The sequence below is a fragment of the Mesorhizobium erdmanii genome (genome assembly GCF_013170725.1).
GTDB lineage: Bacteria > Pseudomonadota > Alphaproteobacteria > Rhizobiales > Rhizobiaceae > Mesorhizobium > Mesorhizobium erdmanii.
This window is the reverse complement of the sequence record NZ_CP033361.1, coordinates 703,946-729,367: the sequence shown is the minus strand read 5'-3', so window position 1 is coordinate 729,367 and position 25,422 is coordinate 703,946. Positions and strand designations below refer to the sequence as shown.

Sequence of the window (25,422 nt, the reverse complement as noted above, 5' to 3'; positions counted from 1 at the left end):
ATCACCTCAATAGCCCAGCGCCATCCCGTCCTTGCGCGGATCGGAGGCGCCGGTCAGTGTGCCCTTCTCCCAGTCGATCAGCACCGCTTGCCCGCCGCCAAGCGGGTGCTGCGGCTCGACGATGCGGTGGCCCCGCTTGCGCAGCCCTTCGATGGCCTCGGCGGGGATGCCGCGCTCGGCCTCGACAGTGTCATCATTGTAGAACACCCGTGGCGCGTCCAGCGCCTGCTGCGGGTCCATGCCGAAATCGATCATGTTGGTCAGAAGGTGCACGTGGCCGAACGGCTGGTAGCCGCCGCCCATGACGCCGAACGGCATCACCACGCGGCCGTTTTTCGTCGCCATGCCGGGCATGATCGTGTGCATCGGCCGCTTGCCGGGCGCGATGGCGTTGGGATGTTTGGGGTCGAGGCGGAAGCTCGAGCCACGGTTCTGCAGCACGACACCGGATTTCGGCCCCACGACGCCGCTGCCGAAGGAATAATAGGTCGAGTTGATGAATGAGACCGCGTTGCGGTCACGGTCGACGATCGAGATGTAGACGGTGTCGCTGCCGGGTAGTTCCAGACGCGGCAGATGTGTCATGGCCCGTTCGCGGTCGATCTCGGCGCGCAGCCGGTCGGCATAGGCGCCGGATAGGAGCTGTTTTACCGGCACCGGGACATGGTCCTGGTCGCCGACATAGCGGTCGCGGTCCTGGTAGGCGAGGCGTCCGGCCTCGATCTCGAGATGCAGGCGCTCGGCGCCATTGGGGTCGAGCCCGCCGAGCTTGAACCCGGACAGCACGTTCAGCATCAACAGCGCTGTCAGTCCCTGATTGTTCGGCGGCATCTGATGGATGTCGTAGCCGCCATAACGGGTACTTACCGGCGCCACATAGTCGCCTTTGGTCGCGGCGAAATCCTCATGCGAATGCAGCCCGCCCAGCTCGTTGAGCCGGCGCACCATGTCGTCGGCGATGGTGCCCTCGTAGAATCCGGCGCGGCCCTGTTTGGCGATCACTCGCAAGGTGGCGGCGAGTTCCGGCTGGCGGTGGACGTCTCCGGCCTTCGGCGCCTGGCCGCCCGGCAGGAAGATGCGTGCGGCATACTCGTCGGCCGACAGGTCAGTCTCCGGCTCGGCCCAGTCGAAGGCGACGCGGTCATGCACGACATAGCCGTTCTCGGCATAGTGGATGGCCGGAGCTAGCACCTCGGCCAGGCTCTTGCGGCCGTGATCCTCCAGCAGCCGGCTCCAGGCGTCGACGGCGCCCGGCACCGTCACTGCGTGCGCTCCCTGTTTCGGAAGCTCGCTGAAACCCTTGTCCAGATACCAGTCGACGGTGGCGCCGGCGGGCGCGCGCCCTGAGCCGTTGAACGCCAGCACCTCGCTCTGTCCCTTCGGGCAATAGAGGACAAAACAGTCGCCGCCGATACCGGTCGACTGTGGCTCGACCACGCCTTGCACTGCGGCGGCGCAGATGGCCGCGTCCATGGCATTGCCGCCGGCGCGCAGCATCTCGATCGCCGCGAGCGTCGACAGCGGGTGCGACGTCGCGGCGACCGCTTCGGTGGCACGAACCGGCGAGCGGCCGGGAAACTGGAAATCACGCATTCTCTCTGGATATCCCTTGGTCTGATGGATGCGGCGTTGCCATGGCGTAACACGACACGGCAACGGATCGCTTCGGCTTCTCGACACGGTGCATATTGCCAATTCTCCTCGTTACGCCAGATGCGTATCAGGCTCGGACCCGATAAGGTGTTAGCCAGGTTTCCAGCGCATTCAGTGCCGAGATGATTGTGAAATTGATGGTGAGATAGATCGCGCCCGCGGCCACGAAAACCTCTACGGCGCGATAGGTCTGTGAAATAAGCCCCTGGGCGATGCCCGTCACTTCCATCAGGGTGACGATTGATGCAAGCGACGTACCCTTTACCATGAGGATGATCTCGTTGCTGTAGCTCGGTATGGCTTGGCGCAGCGCCAAAGGCAGAACGACGAGGCGCAGGGTGTGGAGCCGTGTCATGCCTAAGGCCGAGGCCGCCTCGGCAAGGCCGCGTGGCACACCCTGTATCGCACCCCGCAGGATTTCGCTGCCATAGGCTGCGGTATTGAGGCTGAGCGCGATGATGGCGCACCAATAGGGCTCGCGAAACAGCCACCAGAGCCCAACTGCCTGAAGTGTAGGGCGGAACTGGCCGAGTCCGTAATAGATGAGGAATATCTGGACGAGCAATGGCGTGCCGCGAAAGACGGCAACGAAGGAGCGTATGGGCCAGACCAGGATCCGATGGTTTCCCTGCTGCGCCAGTGCGAGCAACAGGGCCAAGGCAAAGCCTATTGCGATCGACAACCCCGCAAGTTGCAAGGTCAACGGCAAGCCGGACAGAAGGGTGGGAACGATCTCTACAAAGAAGGCGAAGTCGATCATGCGTGGACCATGCCTCGCCACGCCCGTGCCTCGCCGTAGCGGAAGACCGATCCGGTCACCGCGGCGATGAGGAAATACAGCGCCGCGGCGGCCAGATAAAAGACGAAGGGCTCCCGCATCGATCCCGCGCCGATCTGAGATTGCCGCATCAATTCCACCAAGCCGATCACGGAGATCAAGGCCGAATCCTTGAGCACAAGCTGCCAGACATTTCCGAGGCCCGGCAGGGCGTGCCGCATCAGTTGAGGCACGATGACGAGACGCAGCAATTGGAACCGGGACAGGCCGAGCGCCTTGCTGGCCTCGAACTGGCCAAGATCGACGGCGAGATACGCTCCGCGATAGACCTCGGCTTGATAGGCGCCCGAAATGATGCCGATCGCCAGGACGCCAGTCGCGAATGTCGGCAGCCCGACGAAGCCGGCGCTGCCGAAGAATTTTCCTATCTCGGTCAAAGCTATGCTGCCGCCGTAGTAAAGCAGGTAAATCGTCAACAGATCGGGCACGCCCCTGAACACCGTGCCATAGCCCTTGGCTAACCACGACGGTACAGCTCTCGTGGAAAGCCGGCCACTCGCAGCCACTGCGCCGAAGAGAGCGCCGAGCAGGAAGCCGAGGACGGACAGCGCAAACGTCACGCCTGCTGCCAAGAGCAGTGCGCCGCCCCAGCCGCCCTTGCCCAGGGACAGGAGATGAAGTGCATCGGTCATGTGAAACCTGGTTGATCGGGGGCGTCCGGCCGATCGGTCGACACCGATCGGCCGAACAAGTCCCCAAATGGCTACTTGACCGGCGTCACGTCCGTTTTCACCCATTTTTCCGAGATGCTCTTGATCGTGCCGTCGGCGATCGCGGCGCTGATCGCGTCGTTAAGCATCTGCTTGAGCTTGGTGTCTTCCTTCCTCAGGCCCGCACCCGTTCCGGCGCCGAACAGGCCGCCGACAAAGCCAGGCCCCGCTACCGTGAAGCCCGCGAATTCGGGTTTTGCGAGCGTCGCGGCGAGCGCTGTCTTCTGAGCGAATATCGCGTCGATGCGGCCCGCGGCCAGATCGAGATCGTGCTGCTCGGTCGTCTTGTATTCGCGAATCTCCACCGTGTCGCCGAAGTATTTCTTGACGAATTCGAGCATGGCCGTGGCCGCCTGGACACCGACCACCTTGCCCTTCAGCAGGGGCTTCAACTTGTCGACCGCGGCCTTGGTAGCTGCCTCATCGTCCAGTTTGAATTTCTCGGCCGAGGCGCCGACCTTCCCCAGATCGCTATCCTTGGCGGCTGCGAAACCGCCCGGGTCGATCGCATAGGGCTGGGTGAAGTCGATGGTCTCGAGGCGTTTCGGCGTGATGAACATGCTGGCCATGATCACATCGAACTTGCCGACCTTCAGCGACGGAATAAGTCCGTCCCAATCCTGAGCGATGATGGTGCATTTGACCTTCATACGCTCGCAAAGATTGTTGGCGAGTTCGATCTCCAGTCCGTCGAGCTTGCCGTCCGCATTGGTGAAGTTCCACGGCGCGTAGGCGCCCTCCGTGGCGATGGTTATGGCCTTGGGCGCGTCCTCGGCCAATGCGGTGTGCATGAAGCCGAACATGCTGAGTGCGGCCGCAACGGCGGCCAAACGAGAGATTTTCATATGGTTCCCCTTTTTTTGATAGGCTGATCGATCTGTTCCTGCGTCCGGCCGCCTTTGCCGGTTCAAGGCCACTCTTGTCCGGCCGGCGTTCGTCACCGGCTCGGACTCACGAACTCGGCCAGCATCGGTGCTGTGCTGAGAATGTGATCCTGCATCACCTTTTCCGCGTGAAGTTCGTCGCCTGAACGCAAGGCCGCGATCACGACGGCATGCTCCTCGCGCGCGGAATGCGGCTTGTCACAATCATCGAACCAGATGCGCATGTAGGGCTCTATCACCACATGCAGCGCCGATATCTGGTGGATGAGCTTGGGCCTCCGGCTTAGCGCACAGATACGGCCATGGAATTCCTGGTGGCGGACCACCCAGTCGCTACTGCCGCTCTGGCCCGCGCGTTCCATGCGCTCGAGCAGGCGCTCGAGTTCCTCGAACTCCTCCTCATCGATCCGGGGCATCGCCAGCCTTACGGCTAGTCCCTCCAGAACCGAGCGAATTTCGAAAATCTCGTAAAGCTCATCGACCGTGAGGCCTGCGACCACGCATCCACGATTGGGCCGCAGAACCACCAGCCCGTCGGAGGCCAGGCGCCGAAAGGCTTCCCGCACCGGCATGCGACTCATGCCGATCTCGGCGGCAATCTCCTCCGGAATAAGCCTGTCGCCGGGTTTGTAGCGGCCGAGGCGAAGGGCTCTCTGAATGTGCCTGTAAGCCTCTTCCTCCGCAGTGGCGGACATCTGTGGCTCTGCCGGAAAGGCTGCTGGCATGGGGCACCTAAAGTATTTTTGTATCCACGTATTATCAAATCCGCATTTCATTTCATCGTCAATACCCCTGTGACGACGGCTCGGAAGCCGACACCGGTGCGGTGCACCATCGGCACGATCTGTTTCGGGCTGGGCGAGTCTCCAGATGGTGCCGGACTGCCGGCCGCCGCGGCGACCGACAAGGACAAGGCGCGCGACGAGCATGCCGGGTTCGTCGAAGCCCCATCTGCGCCGGCGATGCCGGCCACGCTGGCGCCCTGGCCCGCGCCCAGGTACGCGACTCCCGCGAAAACGTGCTGCGGCGGCTGCAGGCGAGATCGGATTATCCGAGCTTTCTCGCCAAGGCGTCGTGAGGACGCCACGGCCTGTATACTCTCTCCAAAAGAGCGTTGATCGCCGAGAAAGTTAAGGCGAGGCTACTGATGCGTGTCGCGGGTCGAGGTTTGCCTGAGCCAGCACAGCCAGCGCCTGCTCGACATTTTTTGCCTGGGCATCAGTGCGCTCGATATGCTTTATCATCAGGTTTCGCAGCACAGCGAGCTTTGCCGCGCGATAAGCGCCACTGTTCGTTGGTTCGAAGATCATCATTGCCGCCGACCGATCAATGCGTCGTTGGATCGATCTGACGCAGGCGCGAGCGCGCTTCGGCCAGCTGCTTTTGCTGGGATCTGATCCGGCAGCACAGCGCGAGGCTGATGCCGACGCCGCGCTCTTCGTCCAGCATTTCATTCGCTCGCGTGAGAAAGAGTTCCGCACGCTTGACGCGCTGCCTGGCTCTCGCCAGCTCCATTTCCAGATGGTCGTGCATTGTTCCGCATCCTTGACGTTTGCGGTCCCTTCGAAGGGAAAACCGTGGCTGGGCGCTTTGGTTCCCAATCTCCAGGGGAAGCGCGGCAGGGAGATTCAGCCCTTGTGCTCCTGAAGGCTGTTGCCGCCGTCGACCACCAGCAAAGCACCATTGACATAACTGGCGCCTTCCGAGGCCAGAAACACGACCGCTGCTGCCACCTCATCCGGCCGCCCGGCCCGCGCTGGCGGCGTATGCAGTGCCGCTGTCCGCTCCATCTCGCTCGACGCGCCGGTTTCGATCCAGCCTGGCGCCACGGCATTGACCGTGATGCCGTTTTTCGCGACTTCGAGCGCCAGTGTGCGTGTCAGCCCGACCATGCCGGCCTTGGCCGCCGAGTAAGCCGATGTGCCCTCGAAAGACACCAGCGGCCCGGTGACCGACGCGACGTTGACGATGCGCCCATAGCTGGCCTCGACCATCGCGGGCAGGAACGCATGGGTGACCAGGAACGCGGTCTTCAGGCTGACGTCGATGCCGCGATCCCACTCGGCCTCGGTCATGGCGAGAAACGCCTTGTCGACCGACGGCGACGCCAGCGAACCCATGCCGGCATTGTTGACCAGTATATCGGCCGCGCCGACGGTTGCCCGCAGCCGCGCGACTTCGCCGGCCTTGGTGAGATCGGCGACCACGCCCTTGGCCTCGATGCCTTCGGCGCGGAGCTCGGCGGCGCGGTCAAGCACACGCGCACTGGCGCCGGTGAGGAACACGATATGACCGGCGCTGCCAAGCTGGCGGGCAATGGCAACGCCTATGCCGTCGGCGGCTCCGGCGCCGGTGATCAGGGCGCTTTTGGGAAGGGGCATGGTCGGATCTACTCCAAAGGCTGCGTCTGCCGCTCGCGAACGGACAGCATCGGTTGCATCAGCACAAGCCTTATAATCCATCAGGAGGTCGGGCGCCGTACCGCGTGATGACCGTAGCCGCTTTCAGGTACCGGTCGCCTGGCTTCCTTAGCCGGACCTCGGGCGGGCGAGTTTGCCAAGAGGCCGCGCCAGGGCTTCGAGGTCTGCAATCAGGGTGCTGGCGCGCCATTCCGCATCGACGGCGTCGCCGAGAGCGCCCGCCGCGAGCCGAAATGCGGGGTCGTTCAGCTGGCGAACGAGTGCGGCGCGGATCGTTTCCGTCGGCGCCGTGCGCGAGAGCGTGAGGCCCGCCCCGCGCTCCGTGACACGGACGGCGTTATCGGCCTGATCGCGGCCATGCGGGATGATGAGCATCGGCAGCCGATGCAGGAGTACTGCGATCACCGTGCCATGCCCGCCATGGGTCACGACAAGCGAAGCCTCCTTCAGGATCTCGAGATGCGGCGCGCTGCGAACCACGACGGTATTCGGGGCCGGCGCCAATTCCGAGGGCTCGATCGAGCCGCCCAGCGTGACCAGAAGCCGGACGGGCAATGAGGCCGAGGCATCGATCACCCGCTGCAGGACGGCGGCGTGGTCCTGGAAGCTCGTTGAAAAGCCCGCGAGTACGAGCGGGCGGTCATCGTCCGTGCTCCAGGGCGAGGCCCAAGGTTCGGCCCAGACGGGATCGCCGAGGAGTGGACCGGCATAGCGCATATTGGGCCGCAGCACCGCCTGCTCGAAGTCGAATGCCCGTGCCGTGCCGAGCCAATGCACCGACGCGGCATTGCATTGATCTGCGAGGTGATCGAGGGGGGCGAGACCGAGCCTGGCTCGCGCCGCGTTCAGTTCCGGCAGGGCGGAATCGAAGAGGGCCTGCATCTCCGCACGCGAGGCGTCCAGGAGGGCCTGCTCCTGCGCGTTGCGCGCGATGCCGAGGCCCGAGCCGAGGGGCGCGATCCCCGGCAACGGGAAGAAGCTGATCATCGTGCCGAGCAGCGCCAGCTTCTGGCCGATCGCCTCCGCGCCGAGCATGGGGCCGAGCAGCATGTCGAAGCCGACAACAAGATCGGCCGGTTCGCGCCGCAACTCGTCGATCGTGTCCTCCGCATAGGCCAGCGCCGTGCCCGCAAGGAATTGGGCCACCATGCCGATGCCCTCCTTGTCGCTGACGCTCCAGTCGGGCGGATCGCCTTCGCGGGCGCGATCGACCCGGTTGGGCGCGCGCACCCAGGATCTGAACCGCGCTCCCGCCGCTTGCGCATCGGCGCGGTTCACGTCGTCGCTCATGAAGCGCACTGCATGGCCAGCGGCAACCAAGCTCTGCACGACGGGCACGATCGGCGAGACGTTGCCGCCGAGATGGGCGGTCGCAAACAGAAAGTTCAATGGCTGGCGCCTCATCATGAAGGCTCCCTTTTATGCGAGGGACGACGCTTGCGTCAGGACGGCCCTGACAAGCGTGAGCATGATCTGCGTGGCTTCGCCGCGCGAGCGCCCCATGTCGCGCCGCGCGAGTTTCCAGACATAGACATCGGTTGCGGCGACGAGTGCATCGAGCGTCCTCATCCGATCCGGGGGCGGCAGGCGGTCGAGCCAGGGCGCATAGGTCGCGGCCGTGATCGCGCGATGGCGCCCACGGCCGAGATCAAGCAGCCGCTTCAAGGCGGGGTGGCGCGGCTCCTCCGCGAGGTTGCGGATGACGCTGTCGCCCCAGGTCTCATAGATGTGGTAGAGCCGGTCGATGGCGGCCGCGACATCCCCTGGCGGTGTCTCGCGATCGACCGCGACGGTTGGAATGAAGTCGTCGACAAAAGCTTCGAGCAGTCCATCCTTGCCGCCGAACCGGCGAATGACCGTCCGTACATTGACGCCGGCCCGCCCCGCCACGTCTTCGAGCGTCACCTCGTCGAACCATTTCTCGCGCATGCTCTCGCTGAACGCGGCCAGGATCTGGCGCGCCGTTTCCTCGGTTGCCTCGGCACGGCTGGTTTGACGATAGAGGCGAGGGATGGGAGCGCAGGTCGATTTCATGTCAGCGATGATGACATTGAATTTGACCTGAAGCAATCATGTCATGGTCCATGACATGGAAATTGTCGGGAAGGTCCTGTCGCTCGTCTACGGTCGATCCCCATTGGCTCGAAAGCGACAGCGGCACGATTGCCTGGCGAACCGACGCTCGACGGCCCTATTGACGCAAGGACTCGGCCAACGCACGATCCCGACTTTCGGTGGCTGAAGGGGTCCGTCTTGGCTGCACTGCGCCTCAATCATGTTTCCCTCCGCGTACGCGATCTGGCAGCCAGCGCGAAGTTCTATCAGGATGCGCTCCAACTGCCCGAGATTGCCTGTGGCGCGGGAAAGTCGAACATCCGCTGGTTCGGCCTTGGCGAGGGGCAGTCGCTTCATCTGATCGAAGGTGATTTCGGCAAGACCTTCGTGACGATGTCGACGCATTTTTGCATCTCCACCACCGATTTCGCGCAGGCTTTGCAGCATTTGAAAAGCGAGGGCATTTCGTTCTGCAACCTTGCTGGCGAGATCGGCAAGGAGCATGTGAGGGCGGACGGGCAGCGATCCGTCTATCTAAGAGATCCCGATGGCTACTGGATCGAGGTCAATGGCGACTATTGAAGGGTGGGCGGCCGAGGGGCGTCGACTATCCAAAACCGGCTGAATTCCAAAAGTCGAGCCGGTACCAACATCGCCCGATGTGTCAAAAAGCGCTGGGAAGTCAATCGGATGGAATGGCGCGCCCGAAGAGATTCGAACTCCTGACCCCCAGATTCGTAGTCTGGTGCTCTATCCAGCTGAGCTACGGGCGCGCATCAGGCCATGTTTTCAACGGCCCCGCGATCCGATCCAAGGGACCGGCCGCGATGTGTGGCAGTTCCCTAACGACTGAATTTGCGAAAAGCAAGTCGATCCGACAAAAGTTTTGTCGCAGGCGCTTTCGCCAGTGCAGATCAGATGTGGATTGAGCGCAGGCGGGCCTCGGCCCAAGAGTAACACACTTTAAAGCGCGTCGCTCTGAAAGGGATTCGGGCGACGCGCTTTAAGTCTTTGTTTTGCTGCATGTCGTTGTCCCAGAACCGCTGCGCACTTCTCGGCGACATGCATTAGGCCGGGCGGCGCAGGCTGCCGCGGGCCTGGTCGAGCCGCACCGGCTGGTCCGGGATGGTAACCGCGAAAGTGGTGCGGCCGCCGATCGACTCGACCAGTTCCACGTTGCCGCCATGCGCCCGGATCAGTTCGTGCGCGATGGCCAAGCCAAGGCCGGTGCCGCCGCTGCGCGCCGAGCCGCGGAACGCCGCGAACAGGTTTTCGCGCGCTTTCGGTGGCAGGCCGGGGCCGGTGTCGGAGACGGCGATGCGGCTGACGCTGCCCATGCGCTCGGCCGACACGGCGAGCCGCCGCACCACGGCGCTCTCGGTGTCCGCCGCCATTGCCTGCACCGAGTTGCGGCACAGATTGGTGAGCACCCGGAACAGCTGGTCGGAATCGGCGTCGACCTCGAACGCCGTCTCGACGGCGTTGATGAACTCGATGCCTTCCTCGATGTCGAGCAGGCCATGCACGTCCTCGACCAGCTGACGCAGCCGCACCCTGCGGCGCGAAGGCGGCGGCTCCTGCGTGCGGCCATAGTGAAGCACGCCTTCGGAATAGGATACGGCACGGTCCAGCGCGCGCAAAAGCTTCGGCGCGAAGGCCTGCACTGTCGGATCCCTGACCTGGCGCAGGCGGTCCGAAATTAGCTGTGCGGAGGCCAGGATGTTGCGCATATCGTGGTTGATCTTCGAGACCGCCAGGCCGAGATCGGCAAGGTGCTTCTGCTCCGAGAGCATCTTTTGCAGCCGCTCCTGCATCTGCGACAGCTCGCGCTCGGCAACGCCGATCTCGTCGGCGCGGGCGGCGGGATGGATGATGCGCCCGGGGTCGTCAGGGGCTTCGGAGAAGGACAGCATCGAGCGTGTCATCGTACGGATCGGCCCGATCATGATCAGGTCGATCGCGGCATAGACCAGCATGGCGGTGAACAGCGAGATCAGCAGCGAGACGAAGGCGACGTTGCGCGAATAGATGAGCATGGCCTTGCGCAGCGAGTAATCCGGCATGATCAGCTCGAATTCCTTGTCGCTGTCGCCGACCGGACCGAAGACGCGCAGCATCCGGTCACCGCCGAAGAACAGCGTGTCGAGCGCGCCGGTCATGCCCTTGATCATGCCGATGCTGGCGAGATCGATATGCTCGTCGACCTGCGGCGGCATGTCCGCCACCACCAGCAGCCGGGAGACGCCGCCATCGCGCACCGCGATCGCCTTGGCGCCGATCGCCATCAGCACGTCATTCTGCGCTGCGCGCGACAGCGAGGTCGACTCGCCCTGCACCAGCACGATCGACACGGCCGCTGCTGTGCTCAGCCGCTCCTTGAGCCAGCTCAGCCGGTAGCTGGCGATCCAGGGCAGGAAGATGAGCACTTCGGCCAGAAGCACGAAAACGATGGTGAGCAGCAGGAGTTTTGTCGACAGGCCGCGCGACAGCGGCACCGAACGGACGGCGGCTGGCGCCGTTCCGATCCCTTCCCCTGCTTGGCTGGCTTCGCTCATGCGACTCTGTCTTCACAATCACTTGATCGGCCAACATTAGGCGATTACGGCATTTTTGCCAATTTCATCCTTTGGCTGGAACATTAAATTACCGTCATGAAGCCTGCGTCCACGGTGCGACGACCCCGGATTGACTTCCAAAACCCTTCTTTCTATAAGCCCGCTCACGCTCGGGCCATTCGTCCCGGCGCGGTTTCGATCGCGCCAAAGCCGGCCCGGCAAAGCTCCTGTTACACAGTGACAGAATCAAGAAGGGCCGCACCCCGCGGTATTAAAACAAATGAAGCGTACCTACCAACCGTCCAAACTCGTCCGCAAACGCCGGCATGGTTTCCGTGCTCGCATGGCCACCAAGGGTGGTCGTGGCGTCGTCGCAGCTCGCCGCAACCGCGGCCGCAAGCGGCTCAGCGCCTAAGCGAGACGAGATCGTTGCCCGCAACCGGCAAGCCAGTGGGGCAAAATCCCAAGCGGCTTCTGAAACGCGCGGAATTCCTGGCCGTCCGTCGTGGTGAAAAGCGACGCGGACGGTTTTTCCTCGTCGAGGTCCTCGACCGCGGCGACGGCGGTGTGCCGCGCGTCGGCTACACCGTCACCAAGAAGGTCGGCAACGCTGTTGTGCGCAACCGCGTCAGGCGGCGGCTGAAAGAAGCCGTCCGCGTCCATGCCGCGGATGACATGGTGCCCGGCAATGATTATGTCATCGTCGGGCGCGACGATGCGCTGCGCGCCGCCTTCGGCCAGTTGAAGGCCGAACTCTCCCGCCGACTTCGCGGAACACGATAGGCCAAGGGCTCTCGATGGAAAACAACCGGAACTTCTTCATCACCATCGCGCTGTCGGTGCTGATCCTGACTTTGTGGCAGGTTTTCTACATGAATCCGCGCGTCGAAGCGCAGCGCGAGGCCGCTAAGGTCGAGCAGCAGCGCGTCGAAGAGCAGAAGAAGGCGGCCGAGGCGGCCAACCCGGGAGCCGGCACGCCGGCTCCGGCGCCGGGCAACATCCCCAACGCACCCGGCGGCGATGTCGTCACCGCCGCCGGGCGTGACCAGGCGCTTGCCACTTCGAAGCGCGTCAAGATCGACACGCCCAGCCTCGAAGGCTCGATCAACCTGACCGGTGCGCGCCTCGACGACCTCAAGCTGAAGCACTACACCGAGACCGTCGACAAGAATTCGCCCGAGATCAGCCTGCTCAACCCGCAGGCTCTGCCCACCGGCTACTTCGCCGAGATCGGCTTTGTCGGCAACGACAAGACCGGTACGGTGCCGGGTTCGGAGACGGTGTGGAGCGTCGAAGGCAATCCGACGCTCAGCCCGTCGACACCGGTGACGCTCACCTACACCAATGACAAGGGCCTGACCTTCAAGCGGACCTTCTCCGTCGACGCCAACTACATGTTCACCGTGTCGGACACGGTGCAGAATTCCGGCTCGAGCGCGGTCTCGCTGTTCAACTACGGCCGCGTCACGCGCTATGACAAGCCGGCCGTCGCCAGCACCTATGTGCTCCACGAAGGCCTGATCGGCGTCACTGGCACCGAGGGCCTGGCCGAATACAAATACGCCAAGATCGAATCCGACAAGCAGATTACGCCCGGCAAGTCGACCGACGGCTGGCTCGGCATCACCGACAAGTACTGGGCCGTCACGCTGGTGCCGACCGAAAAGCAGCCGTTCCAGCCGCGCTATGCCTTTTTCGAGGATGGCCGCCACCGCTACCAGTCCGACTTCCTCACCGATGCGATCAATGTCGACGCCGGCCAGTCCGCGACCGTAGAGACCGAAATCTTCGCCGGCGCCAAGGAAGTCGCCAAGATCAACGCCTATGAGGCGGACCGTCATATTCGACAGTTCAATCTGTTGATCGACTGGGGCTGGTTCTATTTCATCACCAAGCCGATGTTCTGGCTGATCGACACGCTCTACAAATTCTTCGGTAATTTTGGCCTGGCGATCCTCGCCACCACGGTCATCGTCAAGGCGCTTTTCTTCCCGCTCGCCAACAAGTCCTACGCGTCGATGGCGAACATGAAGAAGGTGCAGCCCAAGATGCTGGAAATCCGCGAGAAATACGCGGACGACAAGATGAAGCAGCAGCAGGCGATGATGGAGCTGTACAAGACCGAGAAGATCAATCCGCTTGCCGGCTGCTGGCCGGTGGCGCTGCAGATCCCGGTCTTCTTCTCGCTCTACAAGGTGCTCTACATCACCATCGAGATGCGCCACGCGCCGTTCTTCGGCTGGATCCAGGATCTGGCGGCACCCGATCCGACGTCGATCTTCAACCTGTTCGGCCTCGTGCCGGTCACGCTGCCGCACATGCTGATGATTGGTGTGTGGCCGCTGATCATGGGTGTCACCATGTTCCTGCAGATGCGCATGAACCCGACGCCGCCGGATCCGACGCAGGCCGCGATCTTCACCTGGATGCCTGTTATCTTCACCTTCATGATGGCGGGTTTCCCGGCGGGCCTCGTCATCTACTGGGCCTGGAACAACACGCTGTCGATCCTCCAGCAGGGCGTCATTATGAAGCGCCAGGGTGCCAAGATCGAACTGTGGGACAATCTGGTCGCGCTGTTTCGAAAGAAACCATCGCCGGCGGAGTAAAGAACCCTGTCTTCTCGAAAAGCCCGGCTCGTCCGGGCTTTTTCTTTGCGCTGTGTTCGTTCACGTTCCCGTGATCGGCGAAACTGCCGACGCTCGCCAGGCGTGACTGCGTGTGCATTTCCAAAGGCTATCAATTCCGATCAGCCCTCACCCGGAGGAAGACCACATGCGCTTGCCATCATTCAGGACCATTGCCATTTCCGCACTCGTCGCCGGCGTGGCGATTGCCGCCCCGGCCTACGCCAAGAACCCGAATGTCGGCGGCGCGCCGATGTACGCCACCAAGAACATCGTCCAGAACGCCGTCAACTCGAAGGACCACACGACGCTGGTCGCCGCCGTCAAGGCCGCCGGCCTGGTCGACACGCTGCAGGGCGCCGGCCCGTTCACCGTCTTCGCGCCGACCAACGAGGCCTTCGCGGCACTTCCGGCCGGCACCGTCGACACGCTGCTCAAGCCCGAGAACAAGGACAAGCTGACCAAGGTGCTGACCGCGCATGTCGTGGCCGGCAAGATCTCGGGCGCCGAGATGATGAAGAAGGCCAAGGCGATGGGTGGCAAATACGAGATGAAGACCGTCTCTGGCGACACGCTCACCGCCGAGGTCAAGAAGGGCAAGCTCTACATCATGGACGAGTCCGGTGGCGAGGCGAAGGTGACGATCGCCGACGTCAACCAGTCGAACGGCGTCATCCACGTCGTCAACAAGGTTCTGTTGCCGAAGTAACGGCTTCCGGCGAAAGGGTGATCGGCAGGTCGCTAGGCTTTCTCGGCCCGCCATCCCCGCCTCATGACGAGGTGCCATGTTTCTTGGGAAGCCGCATCGGCGAGGCCGGGGTCCTGTAGTCCCTCACAGGGCCCCGGTTTCTTTTTGCGTTCAGTAAAGACTGGCAGGCTCGGCGGCCGAACTCCGGCCGCCGCCCTTCACTCCATGACGGCGCTGTGGTCGACCTTGGCCGGCGTGCCCGGCTTGCGCAGCAAAAGTACCAGCGGAATGGCGGCCAGCGACAGGATCATCATCAGCTTGAAGTCGTCCATGTAGCTGATAACAGTCGCCTGCAGCGTCACCACGCCGTCCAGCGCCGCGCGACCGGCTGCCGTGTAGGGGTTCATCGCCTGCGCGATCGCCGGGTTGCCGAACGCCTGGTTGAAGGGCGTCACATAGGCGGCGATGTTGGCATGGTTGATCTGCACGTTCTGCGTCAACAGCGCTGTGACGACCGATATGCCGACACTGGAGCCGATGTTGCGCGACAGATTGTAGAGGCCGGTGCCTTCCGCCCGCCGTTCCGGCGCCAGCGTGGCGAAGGTGATGGTGGTCAGAGGCACGAACAGGAAGCCCAGGCCGGCGCCCTGGACGAAACCGGTGCTGATGATGGTCCATTGCGAGACGTCGGGCGTCCAGCCCGTCATGTCGTACATCGCCCAGGCGGTGATCACGAGGCCGATGAACAGCAGCCATCGTGTATCCACCTTGCCGATGAGCCTGCCGACGAGGAACATGCAGGCCATCGTGCCCAGGCCGCGTGGGCCCATGACGATGCCGGCCGTCACCACCGGATAGCCCATCAGCGTCTGCAAATAGGGCGTCATCAGCGCCAGCGAAGCGAGATAGGTGATGCCGATGATGAAGATGAAGATCATGCCGACGGCGAAATTCCGGTCGAGGAACAGGCGCGGATTCACGAAGGTGTTCTTGGCGGTGAAGGTGTGGACGAGGAAGATGTAGAAGGCCGACGCGCAGATCAGCGCCTCGACGATGATCTCGGATGAGGAAAACCAGTTGAGCTGCTCGCCGCGGTCGAGAAACATCTGCAGCGCCGCGATGGTGATGCTGAGCATGCCGAAACCCAGCCAGTCCAGCCTAGCCTTGAAGTCCAGTTTGGTTTCCAGGACGTACAGCGACACGCCGGCGAAGGCCAACGCACCGATCGGCACGTTGATGTAGAAAACCCAGCGCCAGGAGACATTCTCGGTCAGCCAGCCGCCGATGACGGGACCCAGCACCGGCCCGACCATGACCGAAACGCCGAACAGCGCCATCGCCGAGCCGCGCTCTTCGACGCTGTAGATGTCGAGCAGGATCGACTGCGATAGCGGCACCAGGGCAGCGCCGAACAGGCCCTGCAGCAGGCGGAAGCCGACGATCTGCGGCAGCGACTGCGCGAAGCCGCAAAGCACGGAGGCGACCACGAAGCCGGTGATCGAGGTCAACAGGATGCGCTTGCGGCCGAAACGATTGGCGAGATAGCCAGATGGCGGCGTCATCACCGCGGCGGCGACGATATAGGAGGTCAGCACCCAGTTGATCTGGTCGGCACTGGCCGAAACGCTGCCCTGGATGTAGGGCAGCGCCACATTGGCGATGGTCGTGTCCAGCGCCTGCATGATGACGGCCAGGATCACGCAAGCTGTGATGGCGCCGCGATTGGCGACCACCGGTGTGGCACCTGCCGCGGTCGCGCTGGTCATGATTTCTGTCCGAACCGGTTGACGAGGTTGGTGACGAGGTCCGGCAGGCCGCGCGCATGGCCGGTCTCGACGTCGACCACGACGCTCATGCCGCCGCGCAGCGGCAGCTTCCCCTGCGGATCATCGACCGTCACGCGCATCGGAATACGCTGCACGACCTTGACCCAGTTGCCGGTGGTGTTCTGCGCCGGCAGCAGCGAGAAGCTCGACGACGAGGCCGGGCTGATCGAGGCCACCGTGCCGTGCCAGACGGCACCCGGATAGCTGTCGACGCTGATCGTCGCCGTCTGTCCCGGCCGCACATAGGTCAGCTCGGTTTCCTTCGGCTCCGCCTCGATCCACAGATCGGTCGACGACACCAGGCTGAAGGCCGGCTGCGAGGCCGGCAGATACTTGCCGACCTGCAGAGCGTCGACATTGGTGACGATGCCGTCGAACGGCGCCTTGACGATAGAGTCGTTGAGATTGCGCTGTGCGTCGTCGACGCCCGACTGGGCCTGCAGGTAGAAGGGGTTCTTTTCCACTGGCTGGTTGGCGTCGCCGCCCAGCTGGGCAAGCATGGCCTGCGCCTGCGCCTTGGCGACGGACACTTTCTGGCGCGCCGCGACGAGGTCGTGCTGGGCACTGTCGAAAGTCGCCTTGGAAGCGGTGGACGTCTTGAGCAGATCCTGCTGCCGCTGGAAGGCGGCCTCGTAATAGGGAATGTCGGCCTCGGCCTGCTCGATCTGCGACAGCGATTGCTGGTAGCTGGCCTGCAGGGTCAGCACCTGATTGCGCACCGTCCCGAGCTGCGCCTGGGCGGCGGCGAGCGCGGTTTCGAAGGAGGCCGGTCGCAGCCGGAACAGCACGTCGCCCTTCTTCACCGCCTGGTTCTCGTGCACGTCGATCTCCTGCACCGTGCCGGAGACGTCGGTCGACACGCCGAGCGACTGCGCCTGGATATAGGCATTGTCGGTCGTCATCACTTGGCCGCCGGTCACGTAGTAATAACCGCCGACCACCAGCGCGACCGGCAGCAAGGCAAACAGCACCGGCCGCGTCAGGCTACGCTTAGGCCTGGCCGGCGCGGGAGCAGGAGGGGCAACGGCGATCGGGGCCTGCTGAGGCTGCGGCTCCCTGGCCGGCGCCTCGAGTGCGGCCGGCTCCAGGGCAACCGGGGCTTCCAACTCGTCATTGTCGATGGCGGCATTGGCTCGCCTCTGTTCGCGCTCGCTGTCCAGCCGGATGATCTGATCGCCGGCTCGACCCGTGGACGCATCGTCTTTGGCGGGTTTCTTGGGGGATGTTGATTCAGCCATGTACTTTCTCCGGGTCGACGGCTGGCTGGGTGCAAGCCGCGAGCAGATTGGATTTGATCAAGCTTAGGGTTTGCAGCAGGTGCTGCTGTGCATCGGACGAGAGACCGGCGAAGGCCTCGTCGCGTGTTTTCTGGCCGTTGCCACGCATGGTCGCGACCAGCGGGCGGGCCTTCGGCGTCAGGTAAAGCAGCCAGGCTCGGCGGTCGGCGGGGTTGGGCCGGCGCTCGACGAAGCCGCGCGCCTCCATCTTGTCCAGCAGCCGCGCCAGCGTGATCGGCATGATCTCGATAAGATCGGCGAGCTTGTTCTGGTGAATGCCTTCATGCAGGCAGAGACAGGCCAGCACCTGCCATTGGGCTCGGGTCAGCCCCGACGTCAGCGAACGCTGCTCAAACCGCTTTCTAAGCAGGCGCGCAACGTCGTGCAGCACGAAGCTGATATTGGGCGAGGAGGACATGGGAGATGATCAGGGTCTGGTAGCAACTTTTCGTGAGCATGCTTATTATCATCATGCACATAATCCTGCTGGACGGCTCGCGCAAGACGGGCTAAGCCGCGAAAAAGAAAAATTGCATGGGCCACGACAGCGACTAGGCGCTTGGCGGTGGGAATTCGCCGGCAAGGATTTGACGAATGAACTGGATCAAGATCGCAGCGGTCGCGGCTCTCCTGGGCTGCCCCGGTGTGGCGGTTGCGAAGCAAGCGTTCAGTTGCGGCGGCGCCGCCGTGCTGGGCGGTGCGCAATTGAATTGCAGCCACGTCGAACCCAAGGCGCCGCCGCAATTCTGCACGTTTAGCTGGGCTCTGCACACCACGGCGGGCGATCAGAAAATTGTCGAAGGCTCCTTCCTGCTGCCGCCCGGAGCGTCAAATGTCACGGTCTACCAGGGCAGCGGTTTCGACAGCGCGCTGTCCGATCCGATCGTAATCTGTCGCGGCAACAAGTGAGCTTGTCCGCAACGGAAGGCTCGCTCTTCAGTCGATTGGTGCTATAGGGCGGATCACGTTATTTTGACCAGGCGCCTTCGGTTCCGGATGCGCCTGTCTGCCATTCCCGGACGAAACGACATGGACGGACCCAACCCTGGCATAAAGCACCCGATCCCGATGCACACGCGCGTCGGCTTCCTGAAGCCATTGGTGACCGCGCCGAACATCGAGGTCGGCGACTTTACCTATTATGACGACCCGGACGGGCCGGACAAATTCGCCGAAAAGTGCGTGCTGCACCACTATCCCTTCATCGGCGACAAGCTGATCATCGGCAGGTTCTGCGCCATCGCCGAAGGCACGCGCTTCATCATGAACGGCGCCAACCACGCCATGTCCGGTTTTTCGACCTATCCGTTCAACATCTTCGGCCATGGCTGGGAACAGGGCTTCGACCCGTCGACATGGTCGAAAGAAGTGCGCGGCGACACGGTGGTCGGCAGCGATGTCTGGATCGGCATGGAGGCGGTGATCCTGCCCGGTGTGGAAATCGGCCATGGCGCCATCGTCGCCGCCAAATCGGTGGTGACGCACGATGTGCCGCCCTATGCAATCGTTGCCGGCAACGCGGCTAAAATGGTGAAGATGCGTTTCGACGACAGGACGATCAATCGGCTGCTGGCATTGGCATGGTGGGACTGGCCGGTGGACAAGATCGGCCGCAATCTCGATGCCATCAGGGGCGCCGATATCTCTCTTCTGGAGGCAGCAGCTTGAGCGCTCAAAACAGCACGACGATCGGCACGGATCTGTTTACGCGCGAGTGGATATTCATCCGCGGCGTGCCGGCCATGAAATTCCTGCCGCCGGAAGGGCCGCCGGAGATCGCCTTTGCCGGCCGCTCCAATGTCGGCAAGTCGTCGCTGATCAACGCGCTGGTCAACCAGAAGGGGCTGGCGCGCACCTCCAACACGCCGGGCCGCACGCAGGAACTCAACTATTTCGTGCCGGGCGGATTTTCGGGCGAGGGCGCCGACCTGCCGCCGATGGCGCTGGTCGACATGCCGGGCTACGGCTATGCCAGCGCGCCCAAGGAAAAGGTCGACGACTGGACCAAGCTGGTCTTCGACTATCTCAAGGGCCGCGTCACGCTGAAGCGGGTCTACGTGCTGATCGACGCCCGTCACGGCATCAAGGCCAAGGACGACGAGGTGCTGTCGCTGCTCGACAAGGCGGCGGTGTCCTACCAGATCGTGCTGACCAAGACCGACAAGATCAAGGTCGCCGGCGTGCCGCGGCTGATTGAGGAGACGCTGCAAAAGATCAAGAAGCGTCCGGCTGCGTTTCCGTTCGTGTTGGCGACGTCATCGGAAAAGACCGAGGGCCTCGAAGAACTGCAGGCGGCGATCGTGCTTGCCGCCAATGGCGGTTAGTAGCGCGGCCAGAGTCTTTCGGTGGAGCGTCGCTGACATTCGGGATTGGCCGAAGCCTCCCCGACTTCGTCATCCACGGGCAGAGCAGGAGCGAAGCTCCGTCGCGGAGACCCGAGGATCCATGCCGTAATCTCGGTCGAAGGGTGCAGCGGAGCAGAATTCTGGACCGCGGCAGCGGCCTTGAAGTCGTGGCATGGATCCTGGGGTCTGCGCCGCGTCGCTGCGCTCCTTGCTTCGCCCCAGGATGACGAAGCGATTGATGTTTTCCGCTAATCCGCCAACGGACGCGGTCAACGCAAGCCCCCTTTGGAACTTCCGTCGGGAATCGCGCGAAACAAAGTTAGACCTTTGCCTCCAGGGCAATCATCTGGTGGCGTTCTTCCTCGGCCAGCCTTTCGGTGCCGTAGGCCTTCAGGAAGATATCGACGCCCGATCTGACGATGTGATCGATTTCTTCCTGGCTCGGGGCCTTGGTGCGGTAAGCGAAGATGCATTGGCGAAACAGGCCGGCCAGGCAAAGTTCGGTGAACTGATAGGCAGCAAGATCGACATCGTCGATCTTGAGCATGCCGCGTTCGATGGCGGCATTGAGGAATTCCATGACCTTGTCATGGCCGCGTTTGGGGCCGCGTTCGTAAAACCGCGCGCCCATGTCCGGTATTCTGTCGGAGGCGCCGATCACCGTGCGCTGCGCCTGGACGACCCTGGCCGAGGTGATCTTCATGGACAGCGCCTTGCCGTACTTCACCAGCGTCTGGCGCAAATCGTCCGCGCGGTCGAGCATCTCGAACATGTTCTTGAAGATGGTGCCGCGCTCTTCCTCGATCAGCGCCTCGAACAGCTCTTCCTTGTTGGCGAAATAGACATAGATGGTGCCCTTGGAGACACCGGCTTCGCGCGTGATGTCGTTCATCGAAGCCGCCTCGAAGCCCTTGTCTATGAAGACCCGGCGGGCGCCGTCTATGATCTGGCTACGCTTGACCGGATCCTGTCCGGCCGCCGGGCGTCCGCGGCGCAAGCTCTCAAGCAGGTCGCACTGCTCCTTGTCGAGATTGGCTGAGGTTTTGGCATTGGGTAAGGTTTCGGCCATGGGGTGACACCTCGAAAATAATTCGAACCAACCGGTTCGATTGCCTCTTGATATGGTCCTCTTTTCGCGCTATGTCAACGGCCGGATCGAACCGAACGGTTCAGTATTATTACTTTAGAGAGATGTCATGTCCTCGAACGCGCCCAATACCGCCGAAGTCCGCCCTTTCCCAAATGCCAAGGTCGCTCCGGCGACGGAAGCCCCGGAAATCCCCGTCCGGCCGGTCGTCGCACCGCCGCCCGCGGCTGAAGCTCCGGCCAAGAAGAAGCGCTCGGCGCGTTCCTTCCTGCTGCCGATCATCGGTCTTGCCCTGCTCGGCGGCGGCGCCTGGTACGGCTACGACTACTGGACCACGGGCCGTTTCATGATCTCGACCGACGACGCTTATGTCCAGGCCGACATGGCGTTCGTCTCGCCCAAGATTTCCGGCTATGTCGACCAGGTCAAGGTGAACGAGAACCAGATGGTCAAGGCCGGCGACCCGCTGCTGACGATCGACGATGGCGACTACAGAATAGCTGTCGCCCAGGCCGAGGCGCAGATCGCGACGCTGGCCAAGACCCTCGACCGCATCGACGCGCAGACCAAGGCCGCACAGGCTTCCCTGCAGCAGGCCCAGGCGCAGAAGGTGGCCGACCAGGCCGCCGCCGACAATGCCGGTCGGGCCCAGCAGCGCGCCGCGCAACTGCTCAAGACGCATGTCGGCACGCAGGCGCAGCTGGATGATGCCCAGACCGCGCTCGACCAGGCCAATGCCGCGCTGGTTGGCGCCGACGCTCAGATCGCCGCGGCGCAGGCCAATATCGGCGTGCTCGAGGCGCAGCGCGCCGAGTCGGCGAGCACGCTCGCCTCCTTGCAGCTGAACCGCGACAAGGCCGCCCGCGACCTGTCCTTCACCGTGCTCAAGGCGCCTTATGACGGCGTCGTCGGCAACCGCTCCGTCGAGCAGGGCGACCTCGTCAGCCCCGGCCAGAAGCTCGCCGTCGTCGTGCCGATGGACAAGCTCTACATCGTCGCCAACTTCAAGGAGACGCAGCTCGCCCGGCTGGTTCCCGGCGAAAAGGTCAACATCTCGGTCGACGCCATCGACGGCCAGCCTATCCAGGGAACCGTCTCGTCACTCGCTCCGGCTTCGGGCGCGGTGTTTTCGCTGTTGCCGCCGGAAAATGCCACCGGCAACTTCACCAAGGTGGTGCAGCGTGTCCCGGTCCGCATCGATGTTCCGGCTGATGCCTTGAAGACCGGCAAGCTGCGCGCGGGCTTGAGCGTTGTCGTCAACGTCGACAGCCGCACCGCACCTGCCGCCACGACCAACTAAGCGCTTTTCGGAGGGCGGCCCGGTGGCTGATTGAGCACCGAGCCGCCCGGCCTGCCTCAAGGAGGCCCATGCAATGGCAACCGCAACCATCACCGCAGGAGCGCCGCCGGCAATGCCGGCTGTCCCCGACACCATTTCCACACGCCGCATCATTGCCTTCCTGGCGATGGTCTTCGGCATGTTCATGGCGATCCTCGACATCCAGATCGTCTCGGCCTCGCTGTCCGAGATCCAGGCGGGCTTGAGCGCCAGCTCCGATGAAATTCCGTGGGTGCAGACGGCCTATCTGATCGCCGAGGTGGTCATGATCCCGCTGTCGGGCTTCCTAAGCCGCATGCTGTCGACGCGCGTGCTGTTCACGATTGCCGCTGCCGGCTTCACCGCGGCCAGCGCCCTTGCCGCGACCGCCACCAACATCGACCAGATGATCGTCTACCGCGCCGTGCAAGGTTTCATCGGCGGCGGTATGATCCCGAGCGTCTTCGCCGCGGCCTTCACCATCTTCCCTCCTTCGCGTCGCGCCATCGTCTCGCCGATGATCGGCCTGGTGGCGACGCTGGCGCCGACCATCGGCCCGACCGTCGGCGGCTATATCAGCCACGCCTTTTCATGGCATTGGCTGTTCCTGGTCAATGTCGTGCCCGGCATCCTGGTGGCGACCGCCGCCTGGTCGCTGATCGATTTCGACAAGCCGAACCTCAAGCTGTTCAACAAGTTCGACTGGTGGGGCCTCGCCGGCATGGCGGCCTTCCTCGGCTGCATGGAGTATGTGCTGGAGGAAGGTCCGAACAATGACTGGCTGCAGGACCAGGGGGTGTTCATTTGCGCCATCGTCATGACCGTCGGCGCGCTGGTCTTCTTCTGGCGTGTCTTCACCGCCGAGGAACCGATCGTCGACCTCCGGGCCTTCAGCAACATCAACTTCGCTTTCGGCTCGCTGTTTTCCTTTGTCATCGGCATCGGCCTCTACGGCCTGACCTATCTCTATCCGGTCTTTCTCGGCCGCATCCGCGGCTACGATTCGATGATGATCGGCGAGGCGCTGTTCGTCAGCGGCCTGGCGATGTTCGTCACCGCGCCGATTTCCGGCTTCCTGTCGAGCAAGATGGATTTGCGGCTGATGATGATGATCGGCTTCTTCGGCTTCGCCACCGGCACCTGGTGGATGACGCACCTGACCGCCGATTGGGATTTCTACGAGCTGCTGATCCCGCAGATCCTGCGCGGCTGTTCGATGATGCTTTGCATGGTGCCGATCAACAACATCGCGCTCGGCACCTTGCCGCCCGACCGGTTGAAGAACGCTTCCGGCCTGTTCAACCTCACCCGCAACCTCGGCGGTGCGGTCGGCCTTGCCCTCATCAACACCGTGCTGATCGACCGCAACGCCTTCCATTACGCAAGGCTCGCCGAGCATGTGCAGTGGGGCAGTGCCGCCGCGCAGACCAAGCTGCAGAACATGACACTCAACTTCGAGCAGACCACCGGCCTCGACGCGGCCAGCGCGGCGATCTCCAAGCTGTCGGGCATGGTCCAGCAGCAGGCGGCGCTGCTGTCCTTCATGGACGTGTTCTACATGCTGACGGTGCTGTTCGCGACACTCGGCCTGTTCACCATGCTCATTAACAAGCCGGCCGCGCCGGGGGGTGGAGGCGGCGGCGGGCACTGAGCAATTCCAGGACAAGCGTGAATCGGTTTTTCCGGGACAAGCGCGTAGCGCTTGCCCTTGGGAATTGCGTCAAAACAGAACTACCATTCGCGGGCAGCGGTTTCGGGAAGCTCCTCCAGTCCACGCCCGAAAGCCTAGACCGCGCAAAAAAACTCCGGGCCGCAAGACCCGGAGTTTTTTGCATGTATGGCCTGTTCAGGCCGTGGCGGGCTTGAAGGTCAGCGCCACGCCGTTGATGCAATGGCGCAGGCCGGTCGGCGCCGGACCATCGTCGAAGACATGGCCGAGATGGCCGCCGCAGCGGCGGCAATGCACTTCGGTGCGGGTCATGCCGAGCGACCTGTCCTCGGTCTTGCCGATGCCATTGGCGATCTCCTGCCAGAAGCTCGGCCAGCCGGTGCCGGAATCGAATTTCGTCTCCGAGGGATAGACCGGCAGGTCACAGCCGGCGCAGGCGAAAATGCCCTTGCGGTGCTCGTTGAGCAGCGGGCTGGTGCCGGGATATTCCGTGCCTTCCTTGCGCAGCACGTCGAAGGCGGCCGGCGATAGGATGGCTTTCCACTCGTCGTCGGTCTTGGTGACCTCGAATTTTTCGGCCGCCTGCGCGGTCTGCGGGTCGCCGATGCGCAGCAGGGTCGCCGCGGCGCCGATGACGCCAATGGCGGCGGCTCCACTCAAAAGAAAGTCCCGACGGTTCATGACCAGTTCCTCCTGTCGTCTGTTTTGCCAAACTATTGCGCCACACGGAAATAAAAAGCGGTGACGCTCACCCTCGAACGCAACTCCGCGCCGTTCCACGTTTGACCGTGGGCGGCGCGGAGCACGCGTGTCGATTGCGGATCACGGGAGCGGGATGACGCGATCGACGGAGGGCTCTTGCTGCAAGTACGTCGCGGCAAGCCCTTTGTTACAGTTTCGGGCCGATCACATCTTCGGCAACAGAACCTTGTCGATGACGTGGATGACGCCGTTGGACTGTTCGACATCGGCAATCGTCACATTGGCGACATTGCCGTTCTCGTCGGTGACGGTGACCTTGCCGCCCTCGGCCTTCAGCGACAGCTCGCAGCCGCCGACGGTCTTGACCTTGTGCGTGCCGCCGTCGGCCTTGGCCATCGAGGCCACGTCCGCCGCCATCGCCTTGGCGCCGATGACATGGCAGGTCAGGATCTTGACGAGCTTGTCCTTGTTCTCGGGCTTGAGCAGCGTGTCGACCGTGCCGGCCGGCAGTGCCGCGAAGGCCTCGTTGGTCGGGGCGAACACGGTGAAAGGACCGGCGCCCTGCAGGGTCTCGACAAGGCCGGCAGCCTTGACGGCGGCTACGAGGGTCGTGTGATCCTTCGAATTGACGGCATTTTCGACGATATTCTTGTTGGCATACATGGCGGCACCGCCGACCATCGGATTTTCAGCATAGGCAGCGGTGGCAAGCGCGGAAATGGCGATCGTACCGGCGAGCAAAAGGGTGGCGTATTTACGCATGATGTC

27 protein-coding genes and 1 tRNA gene are annotated in these 25,422 nt (G+C 63.1%); 10 read left to right on the top strand and 18 right to left on the bottom strand.

Features of this window, described 5'->3' with window-relative positions; translation table 11 throughout:
* Positions 1-6: 6 nt before the first annotated feature.
* From ggt to EB233_RS03370, 10 genes are all read right to left on the bottom strand, one after another.
* Positions 7-1,593, bottom strand: coding sequence for a gamma-glutamyltransferase (ggt, locus tag EB233_RS03415; RefSeq protein WP_064990080.1), 1,587 nt, complete (start codon positions 1,591-1,593; stop codon positions 7-9).
* Between the two features lie 127 nt (positions 1,594-1,720).
* On the bottom strand, positions 1,721-2,413 hold the full coding sequence (locus EB233_RS03410) for an ABC transporter permease (protein WP_064990081.1): 693 nt from the start codon (positions 2,411-2,413) through the stop codon (positions 1,721-1,723).
* Positions 2,410-3,123, bottom strand: coding sequence for an ABC transporter permease (locus EB233_RS03405; protein ID WP_064990082.1), 714 nt, complete (start codon positions 3,121-3,123; stop codon positions 2,410-2,412). The genes EB233_RS03410 and EB233_RS03405 overlap by 4 nt, the downstream gene beginning before the upstream one ends.
* Positions 3,124-3,194: 71 nt before the next feature.
* Positions 3,195-4,046, bottom strand: a complete 852-nt coding sequence (locus tag EB233_RS03400; protein WP_064990083.1) for a transporter substrate-binding domain-containing protein — start codon at positions 4,044-4,046, stop codon at positions 3,195-3,197.
* A gap of 92 nt (positions 4,047-4,138) precedes the next feature.
* Entirely contained in the window at positions 4,139-4,780 is a 642-nt protein-coding gene (locus tag EB233_RS03395) for a GntR family transcriptional regulator (RefSeq protein ID WP_032917224.1), read from the bottom strand.
* 435 nt (positions 4,781-5,215) lie between these two features.
* Positions 5,216-5,398: a hypothetical protein gene (locus tag EB233_RS03390; RefSeq protein ID WP_064990084.1), complete on the bottom strand. Its 183-nt coding sequence runs from the start codon at positions 5,396-5,398 to the stop codon at positions 5,216-5,218.
* A 13-nt stretch (positions 5,399-5,411) separates the two neighbouring features.
* On the bottom strand, positions 5,412-5,618 hold the full coding sequence (locus EB233_RS03385) for a hypothetical protein (RefSeq protein ID WP_064990085.1): 207 nt from the start codon (positions 5,616-5,618) through the stop codon (positions 5,412-5,414).
* A 95-nt stretch (positions 5,619-5,713) separates the two neighbouring features.
* A complete protein-coding gene (locus tag EB233_RS03380; RefSeq protein WP_064990086.1) occupies positions 5,714-6,466 on the bottom strand; it encodes an SDR family NAD(P)-dependent oxidoreductase in 753 nt (250 codons plus the stop codon).
* A gap of 147 nt (positions 6,467-6,613) precedes the next feature.
* Positions 6,614-7,894 (bottom strand): nucleotide disphospho-sugar-binding domain-containing protein, encoded by a 1,281-nt coding sequence (locus EB233_RS03375; RefSeq protein ID WP_179948854.1) that lies wholly within the window; start codon positions 7,892-7,894, stop codon positions 6,614-6,616.
* A gap of 30 nt (positions 7,895-7,924) precedes the next feature.
* Positions 7,925-8,575, bottom strand: coding sequence for a TetR/AcrR family transcriptional regulator (locus tag EB233_RS03370; protein WP_081294131.1), 651 nt, complete (start codon positions 8,573-8,575; stop codon positions 7,925-7,927).
* A 93-nt stretch (positions 8,576-8,668) separates the two neighbouring features.
* Here EB233_RS03370 and EB233_RS03365 point away from each other — a divergent pair, with 93 nt between their 5' ends.
* Positions 8,669-9,142 carry a VOC family protein gene (locus EB233_RS03365; RefSeq protein ID WP_171892202.1) on the top strand — a complete coding sequence of 158 codons (474 nt, stop codon included), beginning with the start codon at positions 8,669-8,671 and terminating at the stop codon, positions 9,140-9,142.
* A gap of 114 nt (positions 9,143-9,256) precedes the next feature.
* Here the strand turns inward: EB233_RS03365 and EB233_RS03360 are convergent.
* Both EB233_RS03360 and EB233_RS03355 read right to left on the bottom strand, forming a co-directional pair.
* Positions 9,257-9,333, bottom strand: a tRNA-Arg gene (locus tag EB233_RS03360).
* A gap of 294 nt (positions 9,334-9,627) precedes the next feature.
* Entirely contained in the window at positions 9,628-11,115 is a 1,488-nt protein-coding gene (locus EB233_RS03355; RefSeq protein WP_064990088.1) for an ATP-binding protein, read from the bottom strand.
* 280 nt (positions 11,116-11,395) lie between these two features.
* Between EB233_RS03355 and rpmH the strand changes: the two genes are divergently transcribed.
* The 4 genes from rpmH to EB233_RS03335 all read left to right on the top strand — a co-directional run bounded on the left by rpmH (position 11,396) and on the right by EB233_RS03335 (position 14,451).
* Entirely contained in the window at positions 11,396-11,530 is a 135-nt protein-coding gene (rpmH, locus tag EB233_RS03350; protein ID WP_008833937.1) for a 50S ribosomal protein L34, read from the top strand.
* A 14-nt stretch (positions 11,531-11,544) separates the two neighbouring features.
* Positions 11,545-11,898: a ribonuclease P protein component gene (rnpA, locus tag EB233_RS03345; protein WP_027052879.1), complete on the top strand. Its 354-nt coding sequence runs from the start codon at positions 11,545-11,547 to the stop codon at positions 11,896-11,898.
* Between the two features lie 14 nt (positions 11,899-11,912).
* On the top strand, positions 11,913-13,724 hold the full coding sequence (gene yidC, locus EB233_RS03340; RefSeq protein WP_064990089.1) for a membrane protein insertase YidC: 1,812 nt from the start codon (positions 11,913-11,915) through the stop codon (positions 13,722-13,724).
* 166 nt (positions 13,725-13,890) lie between these two features.
* The gene (locus EB233_RS03335) at positions 13,891-14,451 is read left to right on the top strand and encodes a fasciclin domain-containing protein (RefSeq protein WP_064990090.1); all 561 of its coding nucleotides are present in this window, start codon (positions 13,891-13,893) and stop codon (positions 14,449-14,451) included.
* 197 nt (positions 14,452-14,648) lie between these two features.
* Here EB233_RS03335 and EB233_RS03330 read toward each other — a convergent pair whose 3' ends face one another.
* The 3 genes from EB233_RS03330 to EB233_RS03320 are packed head-to-tail and all read right to left on the bottom strand — an operon-like array spanning position 14,649 to position 17,951.
* Complete coding sequence (locus EB233_RS03330; protein WP_064990091.1) at positions 14,649-16,196, bottom strand: DHA2 family efflux MFS transporter permease subunit; 1,548 nt, start codon at positions 16,194-16,196, stop codon at positions 14,649-14,651.
* On the bottom strand, positions 16,193-17,494 hold the full coding sequence (locus tag EB233_RS03325; protein ID WP_081294133.1) for an HlyD family secretion protein: 1,302 nt from the start codon (positions 17,492-17,494) through the stop codon (positions 16,193-16,195). Before EB233_RS03325 ends, EB233_RS03330 begins: the two co-directional genes overlap by 4 nt.
* On the bottom strand, positions 17,487-17,951 hold the full coding sequence (locus EB233_RS03320) for a MarR family winged helix-turn-helix transcriptional regulator (RefSeq protein WP_064990092.1): 465 nt from the start codon (positions 17,949-17,951) through the stop codon (positions 17,487-17,489). Before EB233_RS03320 ends, EB233_RS03325 begins: the two co-directional genes overlap by 8 nt.
* Positions 17,952-18,127: 176 nt before the next feature.
* Here EB233_RS03320 and EB233_RS03315 point away from each other — a divergent pair, with 176 nt between their 5' ends.
* The 3 genes from EB233_RS03315 (at position 18,128) to yihA (ending at position 19,857) form a co-directional block, all read left to right on the top strand.
* Positions 18,128-18,442 (top strand): hypothetical protein, encoded by a 315-nt coding sequence (locus EB233_RS03315; protein ID WP_064990093.1) that lies wholly within the window; start codon positions 18,128-18,130, stop codon positions 18,440-18,442.
* A 120-nt stretch (positions 18,443-18,562) separates the two neighbouring features.
* Positions 18,563-19,201: a CatB-related O-acetyltransferase gene (locus tag EB233_RS03310; RefSeq protein ID WP_064990094.1), complete on the top strand. Its 639-nt coding sequence runs from the start codon at positions 18,563-18,565 to the stop codon at positions 19,199-19,201.
* 74 nt (positions 19,202-19,275) lie between these two features.
* The gene (gene yihA / locus EB233_RS03305) at positions 19,276-19,857 is read left to right on the top strand and encodes a ribosome biogenesis GTP-binding protein YihA/YsxC (protein ID WP_425487733.1); all 582 of its coding nucleotides are present in this window, start codon (positions 19,276-19,278) and stop codon (positions 19,855-19,857) included.
* Between the two features lie 340 nt (positions 19,858-20,197).
* Here yihA and EB233_RS03300 read toward each other — a convergent pair whose 3' ends face one another.
* The gene (locus tag EB233_RS03300) at positions 20,198-20,947 is read right to left on the bottom strand and encodes a TetR/AcrR family transcriptional regulator (protein WP_064990095.1); all 750 of its coding nucleotides are present in this window, start codon (positions 20,945-20,947) and stop codon (positions 20,198-20,200) included.
* Between the two features lie 127 nt (positions 20,948-21,074).
* Here EB233_RS03300 and EB233_RS03295 point away from each other — a divergent pair, with 127 nt between their 5' ends.
* Together EB233_RS03295 and EB233_RS03290 are read left to right on the top strand one after the other, a co-directional pair.
* Positions 21,075-22,265: an HlyD family secretion protein gene (locus tag EB233_RS03295; RefSeq protein WP_064990096.1), complete on the top strand. Its 1,191-nt coding sequence runs from the start codon at positions 21,075-21,077 to the stop codon at positions 22,263-22,265.
* Between the two features lie 73 nt (positions 22,266-22,338).
* Complete coding sequence (locus EB233_RS03290; RefSeq protein ID WP_027052890.1) at positions 22,339-23,934, top strand: DHA2 family efflux MFS transporter permease subunit; 1,596 nt, start codon at positions 22,339-22,341, stop codon at positions 23,932-23,934.
* A 195-nt stretch (positions 23,935-24,129) separates the two neighbouring features.
* Here EB233_RS03290 and msrB read toward each other — a convergent pair whose 3' ends face one another.
* Both msrB and EB233_RS03280 read right to left on the bottom strand, forming a co-directional pair.
* A complete protein-coding gene (gene msrB, locus EB233_RS03285; RefSeq protein ID WP_064990097.1) occupies positions 24,130-24,633 on the bottom strand; it encodes a peptide-methionine (R)-S-oxide reductase MsrB in 504 nt (167 codons plus the stop codon).
* A gap of 225 nt (positions 24,634-24,858) precedes the next feature.
* Positions 24,859-25,416, bottom strand: a complete 558-nt coding sequence (locus EB233_RS03280; protein WP_027052892.1) for a fasciclin domain-containing protein — start codon at positions 25,414-25,416, stop codon at positions 24,859-24,861.
* Positions 25,417-25,422: the final 6 nt, after the last annotated feature.

Excerpts from the sequence above, each read along its gene's own strand:
- EB233_RS03355 (WP_064990088.1), bottom strand. The coding sequence starts at position 11,115 with ATGAGCGAAGCCAGCCAAGCAGGGGAAGGGATCGGAACGGCGCCAGCC.
- yihA (WP_425487733.1), top strand. The coding sequence starts at position 19,276 with ATGAAATTCCTGCCGCCGGAAGGGCCGCCGGAGATCGCCTTTGCCGGC.
- rpmH (WP_008833937.1), top strand. The coding sequence starts at position 11,396 with ATGAAGCGTACCTACCAACCGTCCAAACTCGTCCGCAAACGCCGGCAT.
- EB233_RS03290 (WP_027052890.1), top strand. The coding sequence starts at position 22,339 with ATGGCAACCGCAACCATCACCGCAGGAGCGCCGCCGGCAATGCCGGCT.
- EB233_RS03390 (WP_064990084.1), bottom strand. The coding sequence starts at position 5,398 with ATGATGATCTTCGAACCAACGAACAGTGGCGCTTATCGCGCGGCAAAG.
- EB233_RS03410 (WP_064990081.1), bottom strand. The coding sequence starts at position 2,413 with ATGATCGACTTCGCCTTCTTTGTAGAGATCGTTCCCACCCTTCTGTCC.
- msrB (WP_064990097.1), bottom strand. The coding sequence starts at position 24,633 with ATGAACCGTCGGGACTTTCTTTTGAGTGGAGCCGCCGCCATTGGCGTC.
- EB233_RS03300 (WP_064990095.1), bottom strand. The coding sequence starts at position 20,947 with ATGGCCGAAACCTTACCCAATGCCAAAACCTCAGCCAATCTCGACAAG.
- EB233_RS03295 (WP_064990096.1), top strand. The coding sequence starts at position 21,075 with ATGTCCTCGAACGCGCCCAATACCGCCGAAGTCCGCCCTTTCCCAAAT.
- EB233_RS03310 (WP_064990094.1), top strand. The coding sequence starts at position 18,563 with ATGGACGGACCCAACCCTGGCATAAAGCACCCGATCCCGATGCACACG.
- EB233_RS03325 (WP_081294133.1), bottom strand. The coding sequence starts at position 17,494 with ATGGCTGAATCAACATCCCCCAAGAAACCCGCCAAAGACGATGCGTCC.
- EB233_RS03330 (WP_064990091.1), bottom strand. The coding sequence starts at position 16,196 with ATGACCAGCGCGACCGCGGCAGGTGCCACACCGGTGGTCGCCAATCGC.
- EB233_RS03315 (WP_064990093.1), top strand. The coding sequence starts at position 18,128 with ATGAACTGGATCAAGATCGCAGCGGTCGCGGCTCTCCTGGGCTGCCCC.
- EB233_RS03405 (WP_064990082.1), bottom strand. The coding sequence starts at position 3,123 with ATGACCGATGCACTTCATCTCCTGTCCCTGGGCAAGGGCGGCTGGGGC.
- ggt (WP_064990080.1), bottom strand. The coding sequence starts at position 1,593 with ATGCGTGATTTCCAGTTTCCCGGCCGCTCGCCGGTTCGTGCCACCGAA.
- EB233_RS03395 (WP_032917224.1), bottom strand. The coding sequence starts at position 4,780 with ATGTCCGCCACTGCGGAGGAAGAGGCTTACAGGCACATTCAGAGAGCC.
- EB233_RS03400 (WP_064990083.1), bottom strand. The coding sequence starts at position 4,046 with ATGAAAATCTCTCGTTTGGCCGCCGTTGCGGCCGCACTCAGCATGTTC.
- EB233_RS03380 (WP_064990086.1), bottom strand. The coding sequence starts at position 6,466 with ATGCCCCTTCCCAAAAGCGCCCTGATCACCGGCGCCGGAGCCGCCGAC.
- EB233_RS03320 (WP_064990092.1), bottom strand. The coding sequence starts at position 17,951 with ATGTCCTCCTCGCCCAATATCAGCTTCGTGCTGCACGACGTTGCGCGC.
- EB233_RS03280 (WP_027052892.1), bottom strand. The coding sequence starts at position 25,416 with ATGCGTAAATACGCCACCCTTTTGCTCGCCGGTACGATCGCCATTTCC.
- EB233_RS03385 (WP_064990085.1), bottom strand. The coding sequence starts at position 5,618 with ATGCACGACCATCTGGAAATGGAGCTGGCGAGAGCCAGGCAGCGCGTC.
- yidC (WP_064990089.1), top strand. The coding sequence starts at position 11,913 with ATGGAAAACAACCGGAACTTCTTCATCACCATCGCGCTGTCGGTGCTG.
- EB233_RS03335 (WP_064990090.1), top strand. The coding sequence starts at position 13,891 with ATGCGCTTGCCATCATTCAGGACCATTGCCATTTCCGCACTCGTCGCC.